Below are 15,781 nucleotides of genomic sequence, written 5' to 3'. Positions count from 1 at the left end.
TTATTCTCCCTTGTCCGAACGCGTGACTTTCTGTTGCCTTTGCTGAATTTCCCGTGGCCAGGTACTCTTGATGAAAGACAGCACGGCGACGATGCTACGGTCGTCGAGGATCTCGTCAAAGCCGGGCATGTCGCTCTCGTAACCGTTACCCACCAAAACGGCCGGACCGAATTTTGTCAGTTCGAAGATGATGCGATCCGGGTGATGCCACGTATGGCCGCTCTTATCGTGAGGCGGTGCGGGTAGCCGCCCGTCCGCTCTTCTTTGTCTCCAGGACGGCTGCCCCTCCAGATTCTGTCCGTGGCAAACTGCGCAATTTTCGGCGTAGATGATTTTCCCGGCGGTCACGAGCTCCGGATTGTTGGTATCCAACGCGGGGGCCGACGTATTGTTCTGTCCCTGCCAATAAAAAGCGGCCAAGCCGGTTCCGATAATCGCGACGATCGCAGCGGCCCCGAGTACGATGTTTCGGGCCTTCACCGCGAAAGAGCCTTCTTTCGATCCTCGAACTCTTCTCTGTCGATTTCCCCTCGTGCGAAACGCTCTTCAAGGATGCGCAAGGCGGAACCGGCACTGCTTCCAGACCCGAACAAGCGGCTGACGACAACAATTGCGACAATGATCAGTCCAAGCGCGACCAGCATCATGAATGGCCCCATGAACCAGCCGCCGTATATCATGTGTTCGCCGTAGAAACCGTCGCCTGGAGCTGCTGTCGCGGTGCGCGCGAGGGCCGCTGATCCAGCTAAAGCAGTTAGGCTGCAGATACCTTGTCGGATTAGCATGTTTTGTCCTCCCGTGTGCGTGAGCCTAGTGACGTATAAGGTTCCCGGAGCTACCGTCGCCGGAAAGATCGTTGATAATCGGACATTCAGGGCGATCGTCCCCAGCGCAATGATCGAGAAGGTGAACAAGAACCTCACGGAGATTTCTCAATTCGACGATCTTCACCTCGATCTCATCTAGGTTTTTCTGGGCAAGTCTCTTCACGTCGGCACTGCTCCTCCCCGAGTCCTCATAAAGCGACAGAAGCGTTCGACAATCATCGACGCAGAAACCAAGACTCCGGGCTCTTTGAACAAAGCGCAATTTGTGGATCTCGATGTCTCCATACTGCCGGTAACCGTTCTCGGAGCGTGGAGCCACAACCAAACCGATATCCTCGTAGTAGCGGATTGTCTTGACCGGCAGGTTCGACGCCCTTGATGCTTGACCTATATTCTTGAGAATGCTCATTTTTTCCTCACGAGCTGTAAGCGCCGGATGTGTGCGGCCCAGTAAGGTGCCACGTAGCCTTACTTTAGCCGGACTCGTTTGAGACGCAGCGCGTTGCCGACCACGGAAAGCGACGAAAGGCTCATGGCTGCCGCCGCAAGGATTGGAGACAACAGAATCCCAAAAACAGGATAGAGCACACCCGCAGCGATCGGCACGCCGGCTGCGTTGTAGATAAAGGCAAAGAACAGGTTTTGACGGATGTTTCGCATCGTCGCCGTCGACAGGTGACGCGCTCGTACGATGCCCTGTAGATCGCCCTTTACCAGCGTGAATCCAGCGCTCTCGATTGCAACATCGGCTCCGGTACCCATTGCAATGCCGACATCCGCCTGTGCCAGCGCCGGCGCGTCGTTCACACCGTCGCCAGCCATTGCAACCTTTTGGCCCTGCCCTTGGTGCTCCCGGACGATGTTGACCTTGTCTTCCGGCAAGACATCAGCGCGAAACTCCGCAATTCCAAGGCGATCGGCGACCGCTTTCGCGGTCCTGGCGTTGTCGCCAGTCGCCATAAGAATCCGTAGCCCGGCATCCCGCAGCGCCTTGAGTGCTGCCGGTGTAGTTTCCTTTATCGGGTCTGCCACTGCGATAAGACCGGCCGCCTTTTTGTCAATTACGACGAACATCACTGTCTCGCCGTCATTTTGACGGGCCTTGATCGCCTCGCCCAGTTCTCCGGTTTCAATGTTTCGTTTTGAAAGAAGTCTTTCGTTGCCGAGAGCGACCTCAGTTCCGTCGATACTGCCGACCACCCCCATACCCGTGATTGCTTCAAACTCACCGACAGAGCGTAGAGTAAGACCTCTTTCCTTTGCGCCCTTCACGATGGCTTCGGCAAGGGGGTGTTCCGAGCCGCGCTCCAAGCTTGCCGCGAGCGTCAGAAGCTCAGTTTCGTCAAATCCTTCCGCAGTTTCCACAGCAACCAGCTTTGGGCGCCCCTCGGTCAGAGTGCCCGTCTTGTCCACAACCAGTATAGAGACAGCGGAAAACCGTTCGAGAGCCTCGGCGTTCTTGATAAGCACGCCAGCTTCTGCGCCTCGGCCCGTCGCAGTCATGATGGACATCGGCGTTGCGAGCCCGAGCGCACAGGGGCAAGCAATGATCAGCACCGAAACGGCGACAACCAATGCATAGGCCATGGCCGGTGGCGGGCCCCATATTGACCAAGCAGCAAAAGCCGTGGCCGCTATCAAGATGACAGCAGGGACAAACCATCCGGCCACGGTGTCAGCTAGCCGCTGAATCGGCGCTCTGCTGCGTTGCGCCTGACTCACCATGTCGACGATTTGGCTGAGCAGGGTGTCCTTGCCGACGCGACGCGCTTCCATGATGATCGAACCCGACTGGTTGATCGTCGCGCCGGTCACGGTGTCTCCGGATGATTTCTCCGTGGGAATAGACTCGCCGGAGATCATCGACTCGTCAATCGATGTGCGACCTTCATGGACGACGCCATCGACGGGAACCTTTTCTCCCGGTCGGACGCGTAACCGGTTGCCGACGACCACTTGATCAAGATCAATCTCTTCCTCTGTTCCATCGTCCCGGACAATGATCGCAGTCTTTGCCGCAAGGCTCAGCAGGGCTTTGATTGCTCCCGACGTCTTTTCTCGAGCGGACAGTTCCATGATCTGACCGAGTAGAACCAGAATCACGATGACCGCTCCGGCCTCGTAATAGACACCGACCGACCCGTCACTGTTTCTGAAGCCATCGGGGAACGTCTGTGGCAGAATCGTTGCAATCAAACTGAAACCATATGCCGCCCCGACACCGAGTGCGATCAGGGAAAACATGTTCAGGTTTCGGGAGAGGAACGATTTCCAGCCACGCACGAAAAATGGCCAGCCGGACCAGAGTATGACCGGCGTTGCCAGAACGAGTTCAGCCCAACTCGCCATCTGTTCGCCGAGCCATTCGCGAACCGGTATGCCTAAGTGTGGCCCCATGGCCAAAACCAGAACGGGTAGAGTCAGGATCGCACCAACCCAGAATCGCTTGGTGAAATCGATCAGTTCAGGGTTTGGGCCCGCGTCGGCCGAGGGCAACAACGGTTCAAGCGCCATGCCGCAGATCGGACAGTCTCCGGGGCCTTCTTGAATGATCTCTGGATCCATCGGACAGGTGAAGAGGGTATCTTCCGGCATCGGCTCATGCGCTGGCCTGCCGGTCATATATGTATCGGGAGCTGCCAGGAATTTGTCTTCGCACAAGGACGAGCAGAAATAAAATTTCTCCCCGCCATGTTTTTGCATATGCGCGGCACTGGAGTGGTCAACCGACATGCCGCAGACCGGGTCCTCGCTCCTCAGATAACTCTCGGGGTCGGACTGGAACTTGGTCAGGCATTTTGGATTGCAAAAGTGATACAGGTGACCCGCATGATTGAGTGTCAGATCATCTTTTCTATGCTCGACAATCATGCCGCACACCGGATCCCGGGTAACAATCGTCTTCCCGGAACTCCGCGTTTCTGACGACAAATTGACCATAGTCTGCTCGCTTCCAGATCTATTTAGTTTGATGATAATTGACTCTGGTCCTTCCAGTTGGTGGAGGGTCAAGAGATATGATGGGAATTTTTTAGATAGTTAGATCGATGGTTTTTGGTGGCAGCTGTAAGAACATGCCTTAACTGTGGGCTGCTTGCTTAAATTATGAGAAGTTTTTAAAAAATTAATAATACTATCAATGCGTTATGACGTTATAAGTTTCGATCTTATCCGGGCTTGTTTGGCGATCCCCGTTGGGTCCGGGCTCTATTCCGCGTCCTTCGGTCGCTCCACGGAGCCCCGCAAGCGGGTCTCCGCCCATGCCGAAACGATCCCTATCGCGCAGCACCACTGCCCGCTTTGGGTCGCCTGTTGCCAAGATGAGCGCGAAGGCATTGAATCCCGTGACAGGAGGTAAGGAGCATTCTTTTGAGAGGATGCGACGATGCTTACCGACCATGATGATTTTGGAAGTTCCTCACTGCGTACACCCTGGAACAAGGGAAGATTGGTCGGCCAGAAGCGGCCACTCAAGCCGAAGGATGTCTGGTCAATCCGGGTGAGGCTTGAGATAGCGGGGAGCTTGCGTGACCTCGCTTTGTTCAATCTCGCTATCGACAGCAAGCTGCGGGCTTGCGACCTGGTGAGCCTGCGGGTCGATGATATTCTGTCCGACGGTCGTATTCGCGAGCGCACGACAGTTGTTCAACAGAAGACCGCACGTCCTGTCCAGTTTGAGATGACAGCGGCAACCCGGAACGCACTGGCCGCATGGATAGACCAAGCCGGACGACGTCCCGGCGACTATCTCTTCATCAGCCGGCTCCGCAAGAGCGCTCACTTGTCGACGCGCCAATACGCCCGGATTGTACATGGCTGGGTCGAGAGCGCCGGTCTCGATAGCTCGGCTTATGGGACGCACACCATGCGCCGGACCAAAGCGGCTCAGATCTATCGCAAGACCGGAAACTTGCGGGCCGTTCAGCTTCTACTCGGTCACACGAAGCTTGAGAGCACGGTGCGCTACCTCGGTATAGAGGTCGAAGACGCATTGGCGATATCAGAGCAGGTCGAATTATGAGGAACAGCCGCCGCTCGTGAACTGCGAGCGGCGGTCCTCATCCTGTAGGTGTTTGCCCATTGGACGCTCCGGAGCAACAGTCACCGCTACACGGAATGGGCAACCACTACTTTTTCGACCGCAGAAAAACCCTTCAGATATGATCGCCAAAACAGGTAATTGCAAAAGAGCCAAATTAGGCGATTCATGTTTTGTTCTGAGCATGATAAAATCTGGTTATGCTTTCACTTGTTTACCTTCGTCTGCGCCTCATTGATTCCGAGCAAAATCGCAACCGGGTTTACGAGCTTGAGATCGACCATGATCTATTTGGCGATATTACGGTAACGGCACGGTTTGGCCGACATGGATCCAAACTTCGGGATGTTGTTTCTGTAGCCAGCAACCTGGATGAAGCAAATCGCATCGCCACTTGCGCTCTACGCCGGCGCCTATCCGCACGGAGGCGTCTCGGAAGTGCTTATGTGCTCACGATGGCGAACGGCGAATGCGCGCCATTGGTAAGTCATTGGCAAAAAGCCGGCGGTGCCGATCAGCGCGGGGCCGTCAATTCGCGCATTAAGCAGCGAAAGCCCTATCTCGAGCCGGTCGAGCTACCATTGTTCGCCGCTTAAGGAACTCGACTGCTTCTCATCCTGTTGTGCCGAATAGGCGTTAGGCTTCGGGTGGGGAGCGGACATTCGCACCGAGGCGCACGACGACAACGCCAAGCCAGGTTCCGTTATTCGTTGGCTTTACAGCGAAAGGCGGCTTTTCGAGCTCAAGTCGGTCGTTGGCTCGAGTATTGCGGCCACTATTTGCGACACTCGAGCTATTGGTTTGGTTTTAAGCAGTTAGAACGTTGCACAATGGATGTTTTTTGCGACAAATTACCCTGCGCAACAGGATAATTTTTTTACGTCCATGTCGAAAGTCTGAGCAGCAAGCTTCAATCCTTCCACTGTTGTCAGGTAGGGAAAAATCATCGCCCCAAGGTCTTCATACGTCATACCCATTTTGATAGCCAAAGCTGCAGTTTGAATGCTGTCAGAACCTTCGGGCGCAAGAATATGCGCACCGACCAGCTTTTTCGTTTTCGCGTCTGCTACCAACTTTATTAGGCCACGTGTGTCACGAGCGGCCAATGCACGGGGCACATTGTCGAGAGTGAGAACAGAGGTGCGAATGTCCGAGCCCTGTTGCCTTGCTTGCGCTTCGGTGAGGCCAACACTGGCAATTTGCGGGTCGGTGAAGACCACAGCGGGCATGGCTGAATTATCGTAAGATACCGGGTTACTGTTCAGCGCATTCTTTGCGGCGATTTTCGCGCCATAGGCAGCCATGTAAACGAACTGGTCACGTCCTGTGACATCACCCGCTGCATAGACGTTTTCGCGCGTAGTGCGCAGCCTTTCATCGACTTTTACCCCGCCAACTTCGTTCAACTCGATACCAGCCAAGCCGAGATTGAGGCTTTCCACATTTGGCGCACGCCCTGTTGCGACCAGAACTTTTTCAGATGAAATTTCGCGGGTAACTCCCTTGTCCTGTACGCTCAAAATGACAGAGCCATTCCGCTCTTTGATGTGTTCATAGGAAATGCCGCTGACGACTTCGATGCCTTCATTTTCAAAATAGTTTGTCAGAGCTTCACCGATTTCGGGTTCAGCTTCAGGTAATAATCCACGTCGGCTAATCAGCGTTACTTTCACGCCTGCACGGGCAAATACTTGAGCAATTTCCGCGCCGATATAGCCCGCGCCGATAACCAAAAGAGATTCAGGTAGTGTTTCCAGTTCAAGAGCGGTCGTGCTGCTCAGATAGGAAATGCTTTCGATGCCCTTGATTGAGGGTAAAGCAGGCCGTGACCCTGTTGCGATGATGACCTTCTTTGCGTCTATGACATTGCCGCCAGCAGAGAGCGTTCCGTCATCGGAAAATTTTGCCTCTCCTTCAAGATAGGAAATAGCATCATAGGCGGGCAGAAGGTCGCTGTATTTCGCTTTGCGAAGATCATCGACCAGTGCTTGTTTTTGCTGAACAGTTGCAGCCCAATCTGACACCTGAGATGTGGCCTCAATTCCGTCGAAACGGTCTGCTGCCTGTCCTACATGAAGCACTTCAGCAGCGCGTATCAGTGCTTTTGACGGAACGCACCCGACATTGACACACGTTCCCCCGATTGTTCCAAATCCAATCAGAGCAACTCTTGCCCCTTCATCGGCAGCCGTGATGGCCGCAGAAAATCCCGCCGACCCCGCGCCGATGACAGCAACATCGAATTTCTCGCCTTTAGGCCCACAACAATCAGCCATGTTTTATACTTCTTCTCTCTTGAGCGGTGATTGTTTCATAAAAAGGTAGGTTGCACCGGAAGCGAGAAGCGCCACAATTATTGTGAATGTTCCAACATTCCCAAATCCAGCCATTGCTGAAAAACATTCGATCATCATCTATTATTCCTTTTTGTTTTATTGGGTTGAAGGGCGCGTTTTGCGCCATACAGCATAAATCGTGATGCCAATGAAAATGGCGAGCGCGGGCAGAAGAACGATGTCGAGATAGCCAACAATCGCTGAAAGACTGACCGCGCCAAGCAGTACGACCAACACGGGTGTGAAGCAGCACAGGGCAGCAATGACAGTGCCGATAAGCCCTGTTGCTAGCAGTTTATTGTTATTCATGACTGATTCCTTAAAACGTCCCAGAGGGAGCGGGCGACCTCATTTTCCCAGAGGGGCGCACTAAGAGCGCCGAGGAAAACAAGCGTCGCAATCGCAGTGAAAATCGTATTATTCCGATTACCAGTGATGCCGCATGGTGAGCGCCAGAGCTTTACCCAAGACCAAACGAGTGTCACAGCAACGACCAACAGGATGATTTCGCGATAGCGCACAAACGGGCCAAGGAAGGACAGCCAAGAGCCGCCCAGACCGACTATCGATAACGCCAAGGGCAAAATACAGCATGATGCTGACAAGCCAGCCAGTAGGATTGCGCCGCCAGTGACGGCAGACGTTAGCCCACCGTCATTGGTTTGCGGCGCTGAAATTGAATGTTCCGTTTGCTTCATATTTCAATTATGACTTCTGTAGTAACTACAGGAGCAAGAAGAAAATGGGTTGGCCTATCGGCAAGGCATCAGAGTTAAGTGGAGTGAGTATCGAAACCATTCGCTATTACGAACGGGAGGGCATCACACCAAAGCCAGCACGAACGGCGGCTGGCCGTCGTGATTATGACCCAGAGATTGTTTCTCGATTGCGTTTCGTGAAGCGGAGCAGAGAGCTTGGGTTCTCAATCTCAGACATTCGAACGCTGTTGGAACTTTCCCATTCAGACGCATCGACCTGCGAGGAGGCAGGAAAAATTGGTAGTGAGAATTTGACGCTTGTGCGTGCGAAGATTGCCGACCTTAGACATATGGAACAGGCGTTGCGTGAGCTTGTTGCATCGTGTCGCAAAGGTCGAAAAGATTGCCCGATGCTAAAAGAGCTTTTTCGTGGTTAGCTTTTACCTGATGGCCGCATAATAGAATGTATGAAACATTTGCGACATTCTTCGCACGGCCACTTTGTCCGCGTAGCTTCAACTGACTGGCCGCTTTGGGGCGGAAGCAGTCATCTGCAACATTTCCCGTTTTACGGCACTCGATCCCCTTACATAAAGCGCCGCTCCGCGTCCGGGCACGGTGCTCCATGCATCTCAAATCGCGCTCAAATCTTCTAAACCCTCGAACTGCGTGTGGCCCTGATAGAGCGGCTTCCGGTCGGCATTGCCCGCATTGGCATGCGCCTTACGGAAATGGTCGGATTTCGTCCAGGCGATGAAGGAATCGTAATCCTTCCACAGCGTGTCCGAGGCGTAGAGGGTGTGGTCTTCGGCTTCGGGGCCTTTGAGCAGGCGGAACTCGACGAAGCCCGGCACCTTAGTCGAGCTTGGAATCCCAAGTCTTCCAGATGGCACTCAGCCGGTCCGCTATGAAGGGCTCATCGCCCGGACTGCTGACGCCTGCGCCCGCGCACCCGCCATCAGGAAAGAGAAATCGCTACCTGACAGGATCAGACGAGCGCCTATCGAAATATAGCGCTGCATGTTCGCCGGATCGTAGACGCCGCCCATGCCCGGGTGTTTTCCGTGCTTCCGGCAAGCGGCGATCACGGTCTCATAGGCCGCGATCACGTCCTGATGGTCGAACTGGCCGGGGATCCCCATCTCCATCGTCAGGTCGCTGGTGCCGATCAGCAGGGCATCGACGCCGGGCACGGCTGCGATGGCGTCGGCATTGGCGATCGCTGTCGGCGTTTCCAGCATAAGCACCAGCAGGGTCTCGCGGTTCACGGCTTCTGCCGTTTCGGCCATTGCGTGCGAGACGAAGTCGAGCTGCGGCAGCGCCCCGGTCACAGAACGGTGACCGAGCGGCGGATAGCGGACATTGCTTACCATCTGCGCGGCGGTCTCCGCGTCGTCCACATGGGGCACTACAATGCCCTGAGCTCCGCCGTCGAGCACACGGGTGGCGTGGAAATGCTGGAAGCCGGGCACGCGCACGATTGGCGTGATCCCGGCATCCTGCGCCGCGACACAGATCTGCACCGCCATGTCGACGTCCATGGCGTTGTGTTCCATGTCGATGAACAGCCAGTCAAACCCTGCGGTTTTCATCGCTTTAGCGATGTCAACGGTCCGCGCCTGGCGCAGCCCCACACCGAGCGACAGCTCGCCAGCCCGCAGCCGGTCCAACGCGTGATTCCTGATATCAATCATCGGGTACTCTCCTCTTTTCTCGTCATGGTGCTGCCTTTTCCAGGATCAGATCGGACGCCTTCTCGGCGATCATCATTGTGGCGGCATTGGTGTTGGCCGAAACCATTGTTGGCATGACCGAGGCATCAACCACGCGCAGACCCTCGACACCGCAGACCCTCAGGGTCGGGTCGACAACGGCACCTGCATCGGTGCCCATCCGGCAGGTGCTGACCGCGTGGTAGACTGTGGCCCCCTTCGCCCGGGCATAGGCGAGCAATTCGTCGTCCGTCCGAATGTCCGGACCAGGAAGGGTCTCCGGCCCGCGATACTGCTCAAGGTCGTCACTCGACAGCAGCTTTCGGCCCCAACGAATCCCTTGGACGATTGCTCGCTGGTCGGCCAGGTCCGTCAGATAGTTTGGCTGGATTTCCGGCGCATCATCGGTATCCGAAGACAGCGCCCGGACATGCCCGGTGCTGTGGGGGCGCATCTGCCACACGCCGAGGGTCATGCCCGGCTCGCGCTGCAGCTGCCCGATGACGCCATCCGAGTAGCTTGCCGGTGTGAAGACGAACTGAAGATCGGGTTCCTCAAGTTCGTCGGAAGATCGCACAAAGGCACCGACATGGGCCGGGCTGAAGGCGAGCAGCCCCTTGCCGGTTGCCAGCCATCGCCCGATCTCCCAAAGCAGGCGGGGCCCACGGGCGCGTTCGTTTAACGTGATCGGCCGCGTCACCCGATGCACGACCCGGACTGCGTAGTGATCCTGGAGGCCCTGCCCGACCGACGGCAGTGCATGGACGATGTCGACGCCGATTCCGCGCAGGTGCTCGGGGTCTCCGATACCCGAGACCTGCAGCAATTGCGGGCTACCGATCGCACCGGCCGCCAGAATGACCTCCTGCGCCGCAGTCGCGGTGTGTGATTGTCCATACCGGCGATAGCGCACCCCAACCGCCCGGCGCCCCTCGAACACCACACGCTCCACATGAGCATGGCTGACGACCTCGAGGTTCGGCCGGTTGCGCACTGGGTGCAGGAAGCCGCTCGCCGCACTATGGCGTTTGCCGCTGCGGATCGTGCGCTGGTAATACGCCAGGCCTTCCTGACGCATACCATTATAGTCGGAGTTGCGCGGTAGCCCGAGGCTCTCGGCCCCGTCGATGAAGGCCTCGCAGATCGGGTGCCGTTCATGGATGTCGGAGACGTGCTGCGGTCCGCCGGCGCCATGGTAGGCGTCGCCGCCGGTCGAGCGGTCCTCCGCCCGGCGGAAATAGGGCAGGACATCCTCATAGGCCCAGCCGCGATTGCCAAGCTGCGCCCAGGTGTCGAAGTCCCGGTGCTGGCCGCGAACGTACAGGTGGCCGTTGATCGAACTCGATCCGCCGAGGACGCGTCCGCGCGGAAAGAAGATTGCGCGACCGTCGACACCGGCTCCAGGCGCCGTCGAGAAACACCAGTTGAATCGCGGATCCTGGAAAGTCTTCAGGAATCCGACCGGAGCCTGGACATAAGGATGGCGGTCGCTGCCGCCGGCCTCCAGCAGGAGCACGCGGATATTGGGATCGGCGCTCAGCCGGTTCGCCAGGACGCAGCCGGCAGTGCCGGCCCCGACGATCACGTAGTCAGCGGTCTCGCTCACCCAACCGCCGCCAAAGTCGGCGCTTCGCCGGCGATGGTCGTGCGCACCATTAGGCGCTTCTCGGTCGCACTCTCGAACGGTGTCGCCCGATGGATGACAGCCCTGTTGTCCCAAAGGATCAGGTCAAGGGGTCGCCATTTGTGCGCATAAACGAACCGCTCCTGCGTGGCGAATGCCATCAGCTCGTCGATCAAAGCCCGCCCTTCGTCTTCCGGCATACCTTCGACCCGCGCCGCATGGGCACCAAGATACAACGATCTGCCAAGATCGGACCCGTGGTCAATCACCATCGCCTGGCGGACCGGCGGTACCGCCGCACGTTCCTCGTCGGTCACCAGGTTCGGGTCAATCTTGGAACGGGAATAGGCGTAGTCATGAACCACGACCTTGCCCTCGACCGCCTGCTTCAACCGGTCGGGCAGCTCCGCATAGACCGCCCGCATGCTGATATACTCGGTGTCGCCGCCCTTGGACGGGATGATACGGGCTGACAACATCGAGGCCATGGCCGGCACCGCCTTGAAGGAGCTGTCGGCATGCCAGGAACGGTTGGCTCGATTGTTCAGAGACTGCCGGTCGCTCGGCGGCACGACGGTGCCATCGGCATCCATGTTGGACAGCACGATCAGCTTGCTGCCCGTTCCCACAGTACCGACTTTCGTGGTCTCCAAATCCCCGAAGCGCTCGCTGAAAGCGATTTGCTGGTCATCGGTGATCGGTTGATCACGAAAGACAAGAACCGAATGTCGGCGGAATGCTTCATTTATCTCGGAGAACACCGCTTCCGGGATCGGTGCCGACACGTCCAGCCCGGTGATTTCGGCCGCTAAGAGCGGATGCATCTGCTTGGTCCCAATCATGGCGTTCCCCCAATCCGTAGAACGTTATTTGCTGACCAAACCGTGACGCAACACGCTCCTCCGCGAAAGTAGGATAATACAGGAAATACCCTCCCGATTATCGGGACAATTAGTTGAGATGGGTGCCCAGATGCCTCTGGAGATGACCAAGGAAAGCCTCGAGTTTTCCAGGCAGGCGTGAAACGCGCCTGTAGACCGCGTAGATCTCCGCGCTGTAGCCGGCAGGATACAGCCGCAAGTCGTCGAAACAGATTTGCAGGCGCCCTGCCGCGACGTCCCAAGCGATCATCCATTCCGGCAGGAGCGCAAGGCCGAGGCCATCCAAAGCCGCCTGGCGCAGCACCTCCCCGCTGTTGGAGCGCAGAGACCCCGTGACCACGATGTCCCGACGTTTGCCGAGATGCTCGGACACCCAGACCGCCGGTTCAGCCTCTTGGCCATAGGTTAGGCAATTGTGGCGGTCCAGGTCGCTGAGGTCAGCGGGAGGCGCATGGTGTCGAAAGTATTCCGGGCTGGCACAGAGCATGCGCCGGTCGGTCGTCAGGCGCTGCCAATCGAGGGACTTCTCCGTCGGTTGCCCCAGACGGATGGCGATGTCGGTCCCATATGACGGGGCAATCTCCACAGTCTCGGTCAGATGCAGGTCGACCGAGACCTCGGGATACTCCGCCCGGAAGGATGGCAGGGTAGGCACGATATGCAGCATCCCGAAAGATCGCCGGGCGAGAATGCGCAGCACGCCCGATGGCGCCTCGGTGCTTTCGGAGATTTGCTCGATGATGGCATCCATGTCTCGAATCATCGGTATGATTCGGTCATAGAGCGCCTGACCCGCCTCGGTCACGGAAACGTGACGAGTGGTGCGGTTGAGCAAACCTATGCTTAGGTCAGCCTCTAAGTCCTGAAGGCGTTTCGAGGCTACCGTCTTCGACAACCCTAGCGAGCGACCTGCTGCCGAGATCGTCCCCCGCTCGACAACGCGGGCGAAAAGCTGAAGCGCTTGTAGACGGTCCATGGAATGTCTGACCCTTGGCCTGGATATTCTGGTGACGCCCACCGCAGCCCTACTTACCAAGGCAGTACTGGCCACACCTCATTCTTCGTATTTCTAATCGACGGCCGGCGTCAAAGCTAAAAGTCCGCTTTGGGTCGTGCCCCGTCGCTTTGACAGCCTAAACTACACTCGGAAGTTTCGCGCTTTTGTCAGCCGGGCCATTGGCCCGGCCCTATTGTTTTCGTGCGCCCGCTATCGCGGTCGCAGCGTGGGTCTAATAGGAATGATCAGGCGCAAAGCGCCCTATCTTGGCTTTCAATACAGGAAAGTTGCGAAGTACCTTCACGCGCGCACTACGGGGACATCCGCAAACTGTGTCGTGTAAGCAGGTGTCCGGCTTTCCTGACGCATCCCCCATCCCTTTGTTGCCGACGCCATGCCAGGCCTAATCGTTCCCCGGCCCATGCCGGAATTCACGGCGTCCATCGCGGCCATGAGGCGCTTTGACCGGTCAGTGTCGCGGCGGTCGAGTAGGGAGGGTTGAGCCTGGCCACGCGGAGTCAGGTCGGTAAGTATTACCCCGGCCTTGGCGTACCTAAAGCCGGGCTTCCAAATTCGGTCCAGTATCCGTGTCGCATGCCCGATCAATTCGAACGTGTCATCAGTTGCGGGCGAGACACTGGCCTGTCCGGATCCGCTGTAAGGTGGATCACCACGGAAAGGTGATGTTCGGGCGAAAACCTGCATATGCCCGGCGACTAGGCCCCCGCGGCGCAGCTTTTCACCAGCCCGCGTGACATAGGTCACCAGGGCGGACAGCAGTTCATCTTTCCCGATAACGGGTTGGCCGAACGAGCGAGTAACGGCAAGGCCCTTTTGTGGCTCCTCAAGCAAATCCAGCGACATGCAGGCCATGCCGCGCAGCTCGTGGATGATACGCTCACCAGTGACGGTGAGGAGGGACCGTGCCCGCTTTGTGTCCATGTCCCGAAGATCCGCGACGGAATGAACTCCGAGGGCGGTCAGCTTTGCCGCTGATCGCCGCCCGATGCCCCAGACTTCATCAACCGGCGTGCGCGTCATCAGCTTGTCCCGCACCTCCTGGTCCCGGAGATCGCACACGCTCGTCCCGTCAATCAGCGCTTTCTTTGCCGCGAAGTTCGCCAGTTTTGCGAGCGTCTTGGTCGGACCGATGCCGACACAGGTCGGAATACCCGTCCAGCGCTTCACGGTCGCACGGATCCCCTGTCCGTATTCAATCAGGTCGCGGTGCTCCATGCCCGTGAGGTCAAGGAAACTCTCATCAATCGAATAGATCTCGATGTCTGGCGTGAAGCAGGAGAGGCAATCAACGATCCGGGCGGACATATCGCCGTACAGCGCGTAATTGGATGACAGTACCCGGACGTTGTGCCGGCGGATAAGGTCGCGCACTTTGAACAAGGGCTCGCCCATCTTGACGCCAAGCGCCTTCAGCTCATTCGAGCGCGCAACGAAACAGCCGTCATTATTCGAAAGCACGCCGACCGGCACACCCTCCAGGCGCGGGTTGAATACCCGCTCGCATGAGACATAGAAGTTGTTGGCATCGACCAACGCGAAGACCGTCATCGCCTGTGAAACCGGATAGTGGCGGTGATGACACCCCATATCTCGAAACCGTCTCGGCCGGTTACTTCTGCAGGCTTATAGGCAGGATCCTCACAGTCTGGAACGAGCCAGGTGCGGCCGTGTTTAATGAGCAGCCGCTTGCAGACCAAATCACCGTCTAGAGCGGCAACTATCACGTCATTGTGCCGGGCTGTCAGCGATCGATCGACAATCGCCAGATCACCGTCATGGATGCCGGCTCTTGTCATCGAGTGGCCGTTTACCCGCAGCGTGAAACTGGCTGACGGGTGTGGAACCAGTATTTCGGCGAGATCGATCCGGTTTTCACCATGATCTTCCGCTGGACTGGGAAAACCGGCCGACAGGTTTGCTTCACCGTGGCCCAGCGTCGTTGCGCTCATTGAGACCGGCACCGGCATAGATAGCTCCATTATGTGGTCGATCAGGAATCCACAGAGAGGGATCGGCCGTCAATGTTCTTTTTTTGTTCACGGGTCCGCGTAGATGGGGAGGGGCGATGAGTTGCATTCTACGGAGTTTAAAATAAATATCGCGTAATGAACATTATGGGAAGGACCGCTAATGTATGAATTATATTAATTAATAAAATCAATAAGATGCTGTTTATCCCTAGATATGGCGATCCCCTGTCGGGGCCAGGCTCTACTCCGCTCCCTTCGGTCGCTCCACGGAGCCACGCAAGCGTGTCTCCGCCCATTCGGGTAACGATCCCTATCGCGCAGCGTAGACGCCGGCACCTGGCCGTGGCCCGATCTCGTAAACGGCACCGGGTATGAATGTTGAGATCCGCGCGCTGCGCGGACCCAGTTGAATATTTGACAGCCCGGCTTCCGCTGCGCTCTAGCCAGGCTGAACCTTTTTGTCTTTGTCCGCCCCAACAGTAGTCCAAGGCTCTGTCAATCGGCAGGCGCCGCGCTCCGCGCGTCATGCTCCAACGGCCCCGTGTCCTCGGCTGCGCCTGCGGGCCGCACCAGAGGCCGTTTTCGCACCAATTGACAGACCCTCGGCCGACCGTGGGCGGGGCTTCGCCCCACCCCCTCTGTTCAGTCTGAATTTGTAATTCAGACCAAACACAGC

Annotated in this window: 16 protein-coding genes; 3 read left to right on the top strand and 13 right to left on the bottom strand. The window is 57.1% G+C overall.

Features of this window, described 5'->3' with window-relative positions; all coding sequences use genetic code 11:
* From IG629_RS21905 to IG629_RS21890, 4 genes are read right to left on the bottom strand one after another with little or no spacing between them, the layout of a single operon-like run.
* A complete protein-coding gene (locus tag IG629_RS21905) occupies positions 1–480 on the bottom strand; it encodes a c-type cytochrome (protein WP_319025152.1) in 480 nt (159 codons plus the stop codon).
* Positions 477–785 carry an SHOCT domain-containing protein gene (locus tag IG629_RS21900; RefSeq protein ID WP_226887016.1) on the bottom strand — a complete coding sequence of 103 codons (309 nt, stop codon included), beginning with the start codon at positions 783–785 and terminating at the stop codon, positions 477–479. The genes IG629_RS21905 and IG629_RS21900 overlap by 4 nt, the downstream gene beginning before the upstream one ends.
* 25 nt (positions 786–810) lie before the next feature.
* Positions 811–1,236, bottom strand: a complete 426-nt coding sequence (gene cueR / locus IG629_RS21895) for a Cu(I)-responsive transcriptional regulator (RefSeq protein ID WP_036552900.1) — start codon at positions 1,234–1,236, stop codon at positions 811–813.
* 59 nt (positions 1,237–1,295) lie between these two features.
* Positions 1,296–3,767, bottom strand: coding sequence for a heavy metal translocating P-type ATPase (locus IG629_RS21890; RefSeq protein ID WP_028464257.1), 2,472 nt, complete (start codon positions 3,765–3,767; stop codon positions 1,296–1,298).
* Positions 3,768–4,212: 445 nt separating this feature from the next.
* Between IG629_RS21890 and IG629_RS21885 the strand changes: the two genes are divergently transcribed.
* Together IG629_RS21885 and IG629_RS21880 are read left to right on the top strand one after the other, a co-directional pair.
* Entirely contained in the window at positions 4,213–4,848 is a 636-nt protein-coding gene (locus IG629_RS21885; protein WP_193173999.1) for a tyrosine-type recombinase/integrase, read from the top strand.
* 218 nt (positions 4,849–5,066) lie between these two features.
* Positions 5,067–5,462 (top strand): WGR domain-containing protein, encoded by a 396-nt coding sequence (locus IG629_RS21880; protein ID WP_193173998.1) that lies wholly within the window; start codon positions 5,067–5,069, stop codon positions 5,460–5,462.
* A gap of 255 nt (positions 5,463–5,717) precedes the next feature.
* On the opposite strand, the gene merA is transcribed toward IG629_RS21880, so the two are convergent.
* The gene (gene merA / locus IG629_RS21875) at positions 5,718–7,142 is read right to left on the bottom strand and encodes a mercury(II) reductase (protein WP_193173997.1); all 1,425 of its coding nucleotides are present in this window, start codon (positions 7,140–7,142) and stop codon (positions 5,718–5,720) included.
* A 156-nt stretch (positions 7,143–7,298) separates the two neighbouring features.
* Positions 7,299–7,511 carry a mercury resistance system transport protein MerF gene (merF, locus tag IG629_RS21870; RefSeq protein ID WP_193173996.1) on the bottom strand — a complete coding sequence of 71 codons (213 nt, stop codon included), beginning with the start codon at positions 7,509–7,511 and terminating at the stop codon, positions 7,299–7,301.
* Between the two features lie 433 nt (positions 7,512–7,944).
* Here merF and IG629_RS21865 point away from each other — a divergent pair, with 433 nt between their 5' ends.
* Positions 7,945–8,337: a MerR family transcriptional regulator gene (locus IG629_RS21865; protein ID WP_193173995.1), complete on the top strand. Its 393-nt coding sequence runs from the start codon at positions 7,945–7,947 to the stop codon at positions 8,335–8,337.
* 195 nt (positions 8,338–8,532) lie between these two features.
* Here the strand turns inward: IG629_RS21865 and IG629_RS21860 are convergent, their stop codons facing one another.
* From IG629_RS21860 to IG629_RS21830, 7 genes are all read right to left on the bottom strand, one after another.
* Positions 8,533–8,793: an antibiotic biosynthesis monooxygenase family protein gene (locus tag IG629_RS21860; RefSeq protein ID WP_193173994.1), complete on the bottom strand. Its 261-nt coding sequence runs from the start codon at positions 8,791–8,793 to the stop codon at positions 8,533–8,535.
* Positions 8,794–8,805: 12 nt separating this feature from the next.
* Positions 8,806–9,594 (bottom strand): HpcH/HpaI aldolase family protein, encoded by a 789-nt coding sequence (locus IG629_RS21855; RefSeq protein ID WP_193173993.1) that lies wholly within the window; start codon positions 9,592–9,594, stop codon positions 8,806–8,808.
* Positions 9,595–9,616: 22 nt separating this feature from the next.
* Positions 9,617–11,218: a GMC family oxidoreductase gene (locus IG629_RS21850; RefSeq protein ID WP_193173992.1), complete on the bottom strand. Its 1,602-nt coding sequence runs from the start codon at positions 11,216–11,218 to the stop codon at positions 9,617–9,619.
* Positions 11,215–12,078 (bottom strand): TauD/TfdA dioxygenase family protein, encoded by an 864-nt coding sequence (locus IG629_RS21845; protein ID WP_193173991.1) that lies wholly within the window; start codon positions 12,076–12,078, stop codon positions 11,215–11,217. Before IG629_RS21845 ends, IG629_RS21850 begins: the two co-directional genes overlap by 4 nt.
* A 109-nt stretch (positions 12,079–12,187) precedes the next feature.
* A complete protein-coding gene (locus IG629_RS21840) occupies positions 12,188–13,093 on the bottom strand; it encodes a LysR family transcriptional regulator (protein WP_193173990.1) in 906 nt (301 codons plus the stop codon).
* A 321-nt stretch (positions 13,094–13,414) separates the two neighbouring features.
* Positions 13,415–14,683 carry a Y-family DNA polymerase gene (locus tag IG629_RS21835; RefSeq protein WP_193173989.1) on the bottom strand — a complete coding sequence of 423 codons (1,269 nt, stop codon included), beginning with the start codon at positions 14,681–14,683 and terminating at the stop codon, positions 13,415–13,417.
* Positions 14,680–15,102 (bottom strand): LexA family protein, encoded by a 423-nt coding sequence (locus IG629_RS21830; protein WP_193173988.1) that lies wholly within the window; start codon positions 15,100–15,102, stop codon positions 14,680–14,682. Before IG629_RS21830 ends, IG629_RS21835 begins: the two co-directional genes overlap by 4 nt.
* Positions 15,103–15,781 lie beyond the last annotated feature (679 nt).

It is taken from the genome of Nisaea nitritireducens (assembly GCF_014904795.1).
Lineage (GTDB): Bacteria > Pseudomonadota > Alphaproteobacteria > Thalassobaculales > Thalassobaculaceae > Nisaea > Nisaea nitritireducens.
Note: the sequence above shows the minus strand (reverse complement) of the source record. Positions and strands in the feature narration are given on the sequence as shown.

What these genes read in the sequence shown, in the direction of transcription:
- IG629_RS21900 (WP_226887016.1), bottom strand. Translation starts at nt 785, where the DNA reads ATGCTAATCCGACAAGGTATCTGCAGCCTAACTGCTTTAGCTGGATCA.
- cueR (WP_036552900.1), bottom strand. Translation starts at nt 1,236, where the DNA reads ATGAGCATTCTCAAGAATATAGGTCAAGCATCAAGGGCGTCGAACCTG.
- IG629_RS21890 (WP_028464257.1), bottom strand. Translation starts at nt 3,767, where the DNA reads ATGGTCAATTTGTCGTCAGAAACGCGGAGTTCCGGGAAGACGATTGTT.
- IG629_RS21885 (WP_193173999.1), top strand. Translation starts at nt 4,213, where the DNA reads ATGCTTACCGACCATGATGATTTTGGAAGTTCCTCACTGCGTACACCC.
- IG629_RS21880 (WP_193173998.1), top strand. Translation starts at nt 5,067, where the DNA reads ATGCTTTCACTTGTTTACCTTCGTCTGCGCCTCATTGATTCCGAGCAA.
- merA (WP_193173997.1), bottom strand. Translation starts at nt 7,142, where the DNA reads ATGGCTGATTGTTGTGGGCCTAAAGGCGAGAAATTCGATGTTGCTGTC.
- merF (WP_193173996.1), bottom strand. Translation starts at nt 7,511, where the DNA reads ATGAATAACAATAAACTGCTAGCAACAGGGCTTATCGGCACTGTCATT.
- IG629_RS21865 (WP_193173995.1), top strand. Translation starts at nt 7,945, where the DNA reads ATGGGTTGGCCTATCGGCAAGGCATCAGAGTTAAGTGGAGTGAGTATC.
- IG629_RS21855 (WP_193173993.1), bottom strand. Translation starts at nt 9,594, where the DNA reads ATGATTGATATCAGGAATCACGCGTTGGACCGGCTGCGGGCTGGCGAG.
- IG629_RS21845 (WP_193173991.1), bottom strand. Translation starts at nt 12,078, where the DNA reads ATGATTGGGACCAAGCAGATGCATCCGCTCTTAGCGGCCGAAATCACC.
- IG629_RS21840 (WP_193173990.1), bottom strand. Translation starts at nt 13,093, where the DNA reads ATGGACCGTCTACAAGCGCTTCAGCTTTTCGCCCGCGTTGTCGAGCGG.
- IG629_RS21835 (WP_193173989.1), bottom strand. Translation starts at nt 14,683, where the DNA reads ATGACGGTCTTCGCGTTGGTCGATGCCAACAACTTCTATGTCTCATGC.
- IG629_RS21830 (WP_193173988.1), bottom strand. Translation starts at nt 15,102, where the DNA reads ATGCCGGTGCCGGTCTCAATGAGCGCAACGACGCTGGGCCACGGTGAA.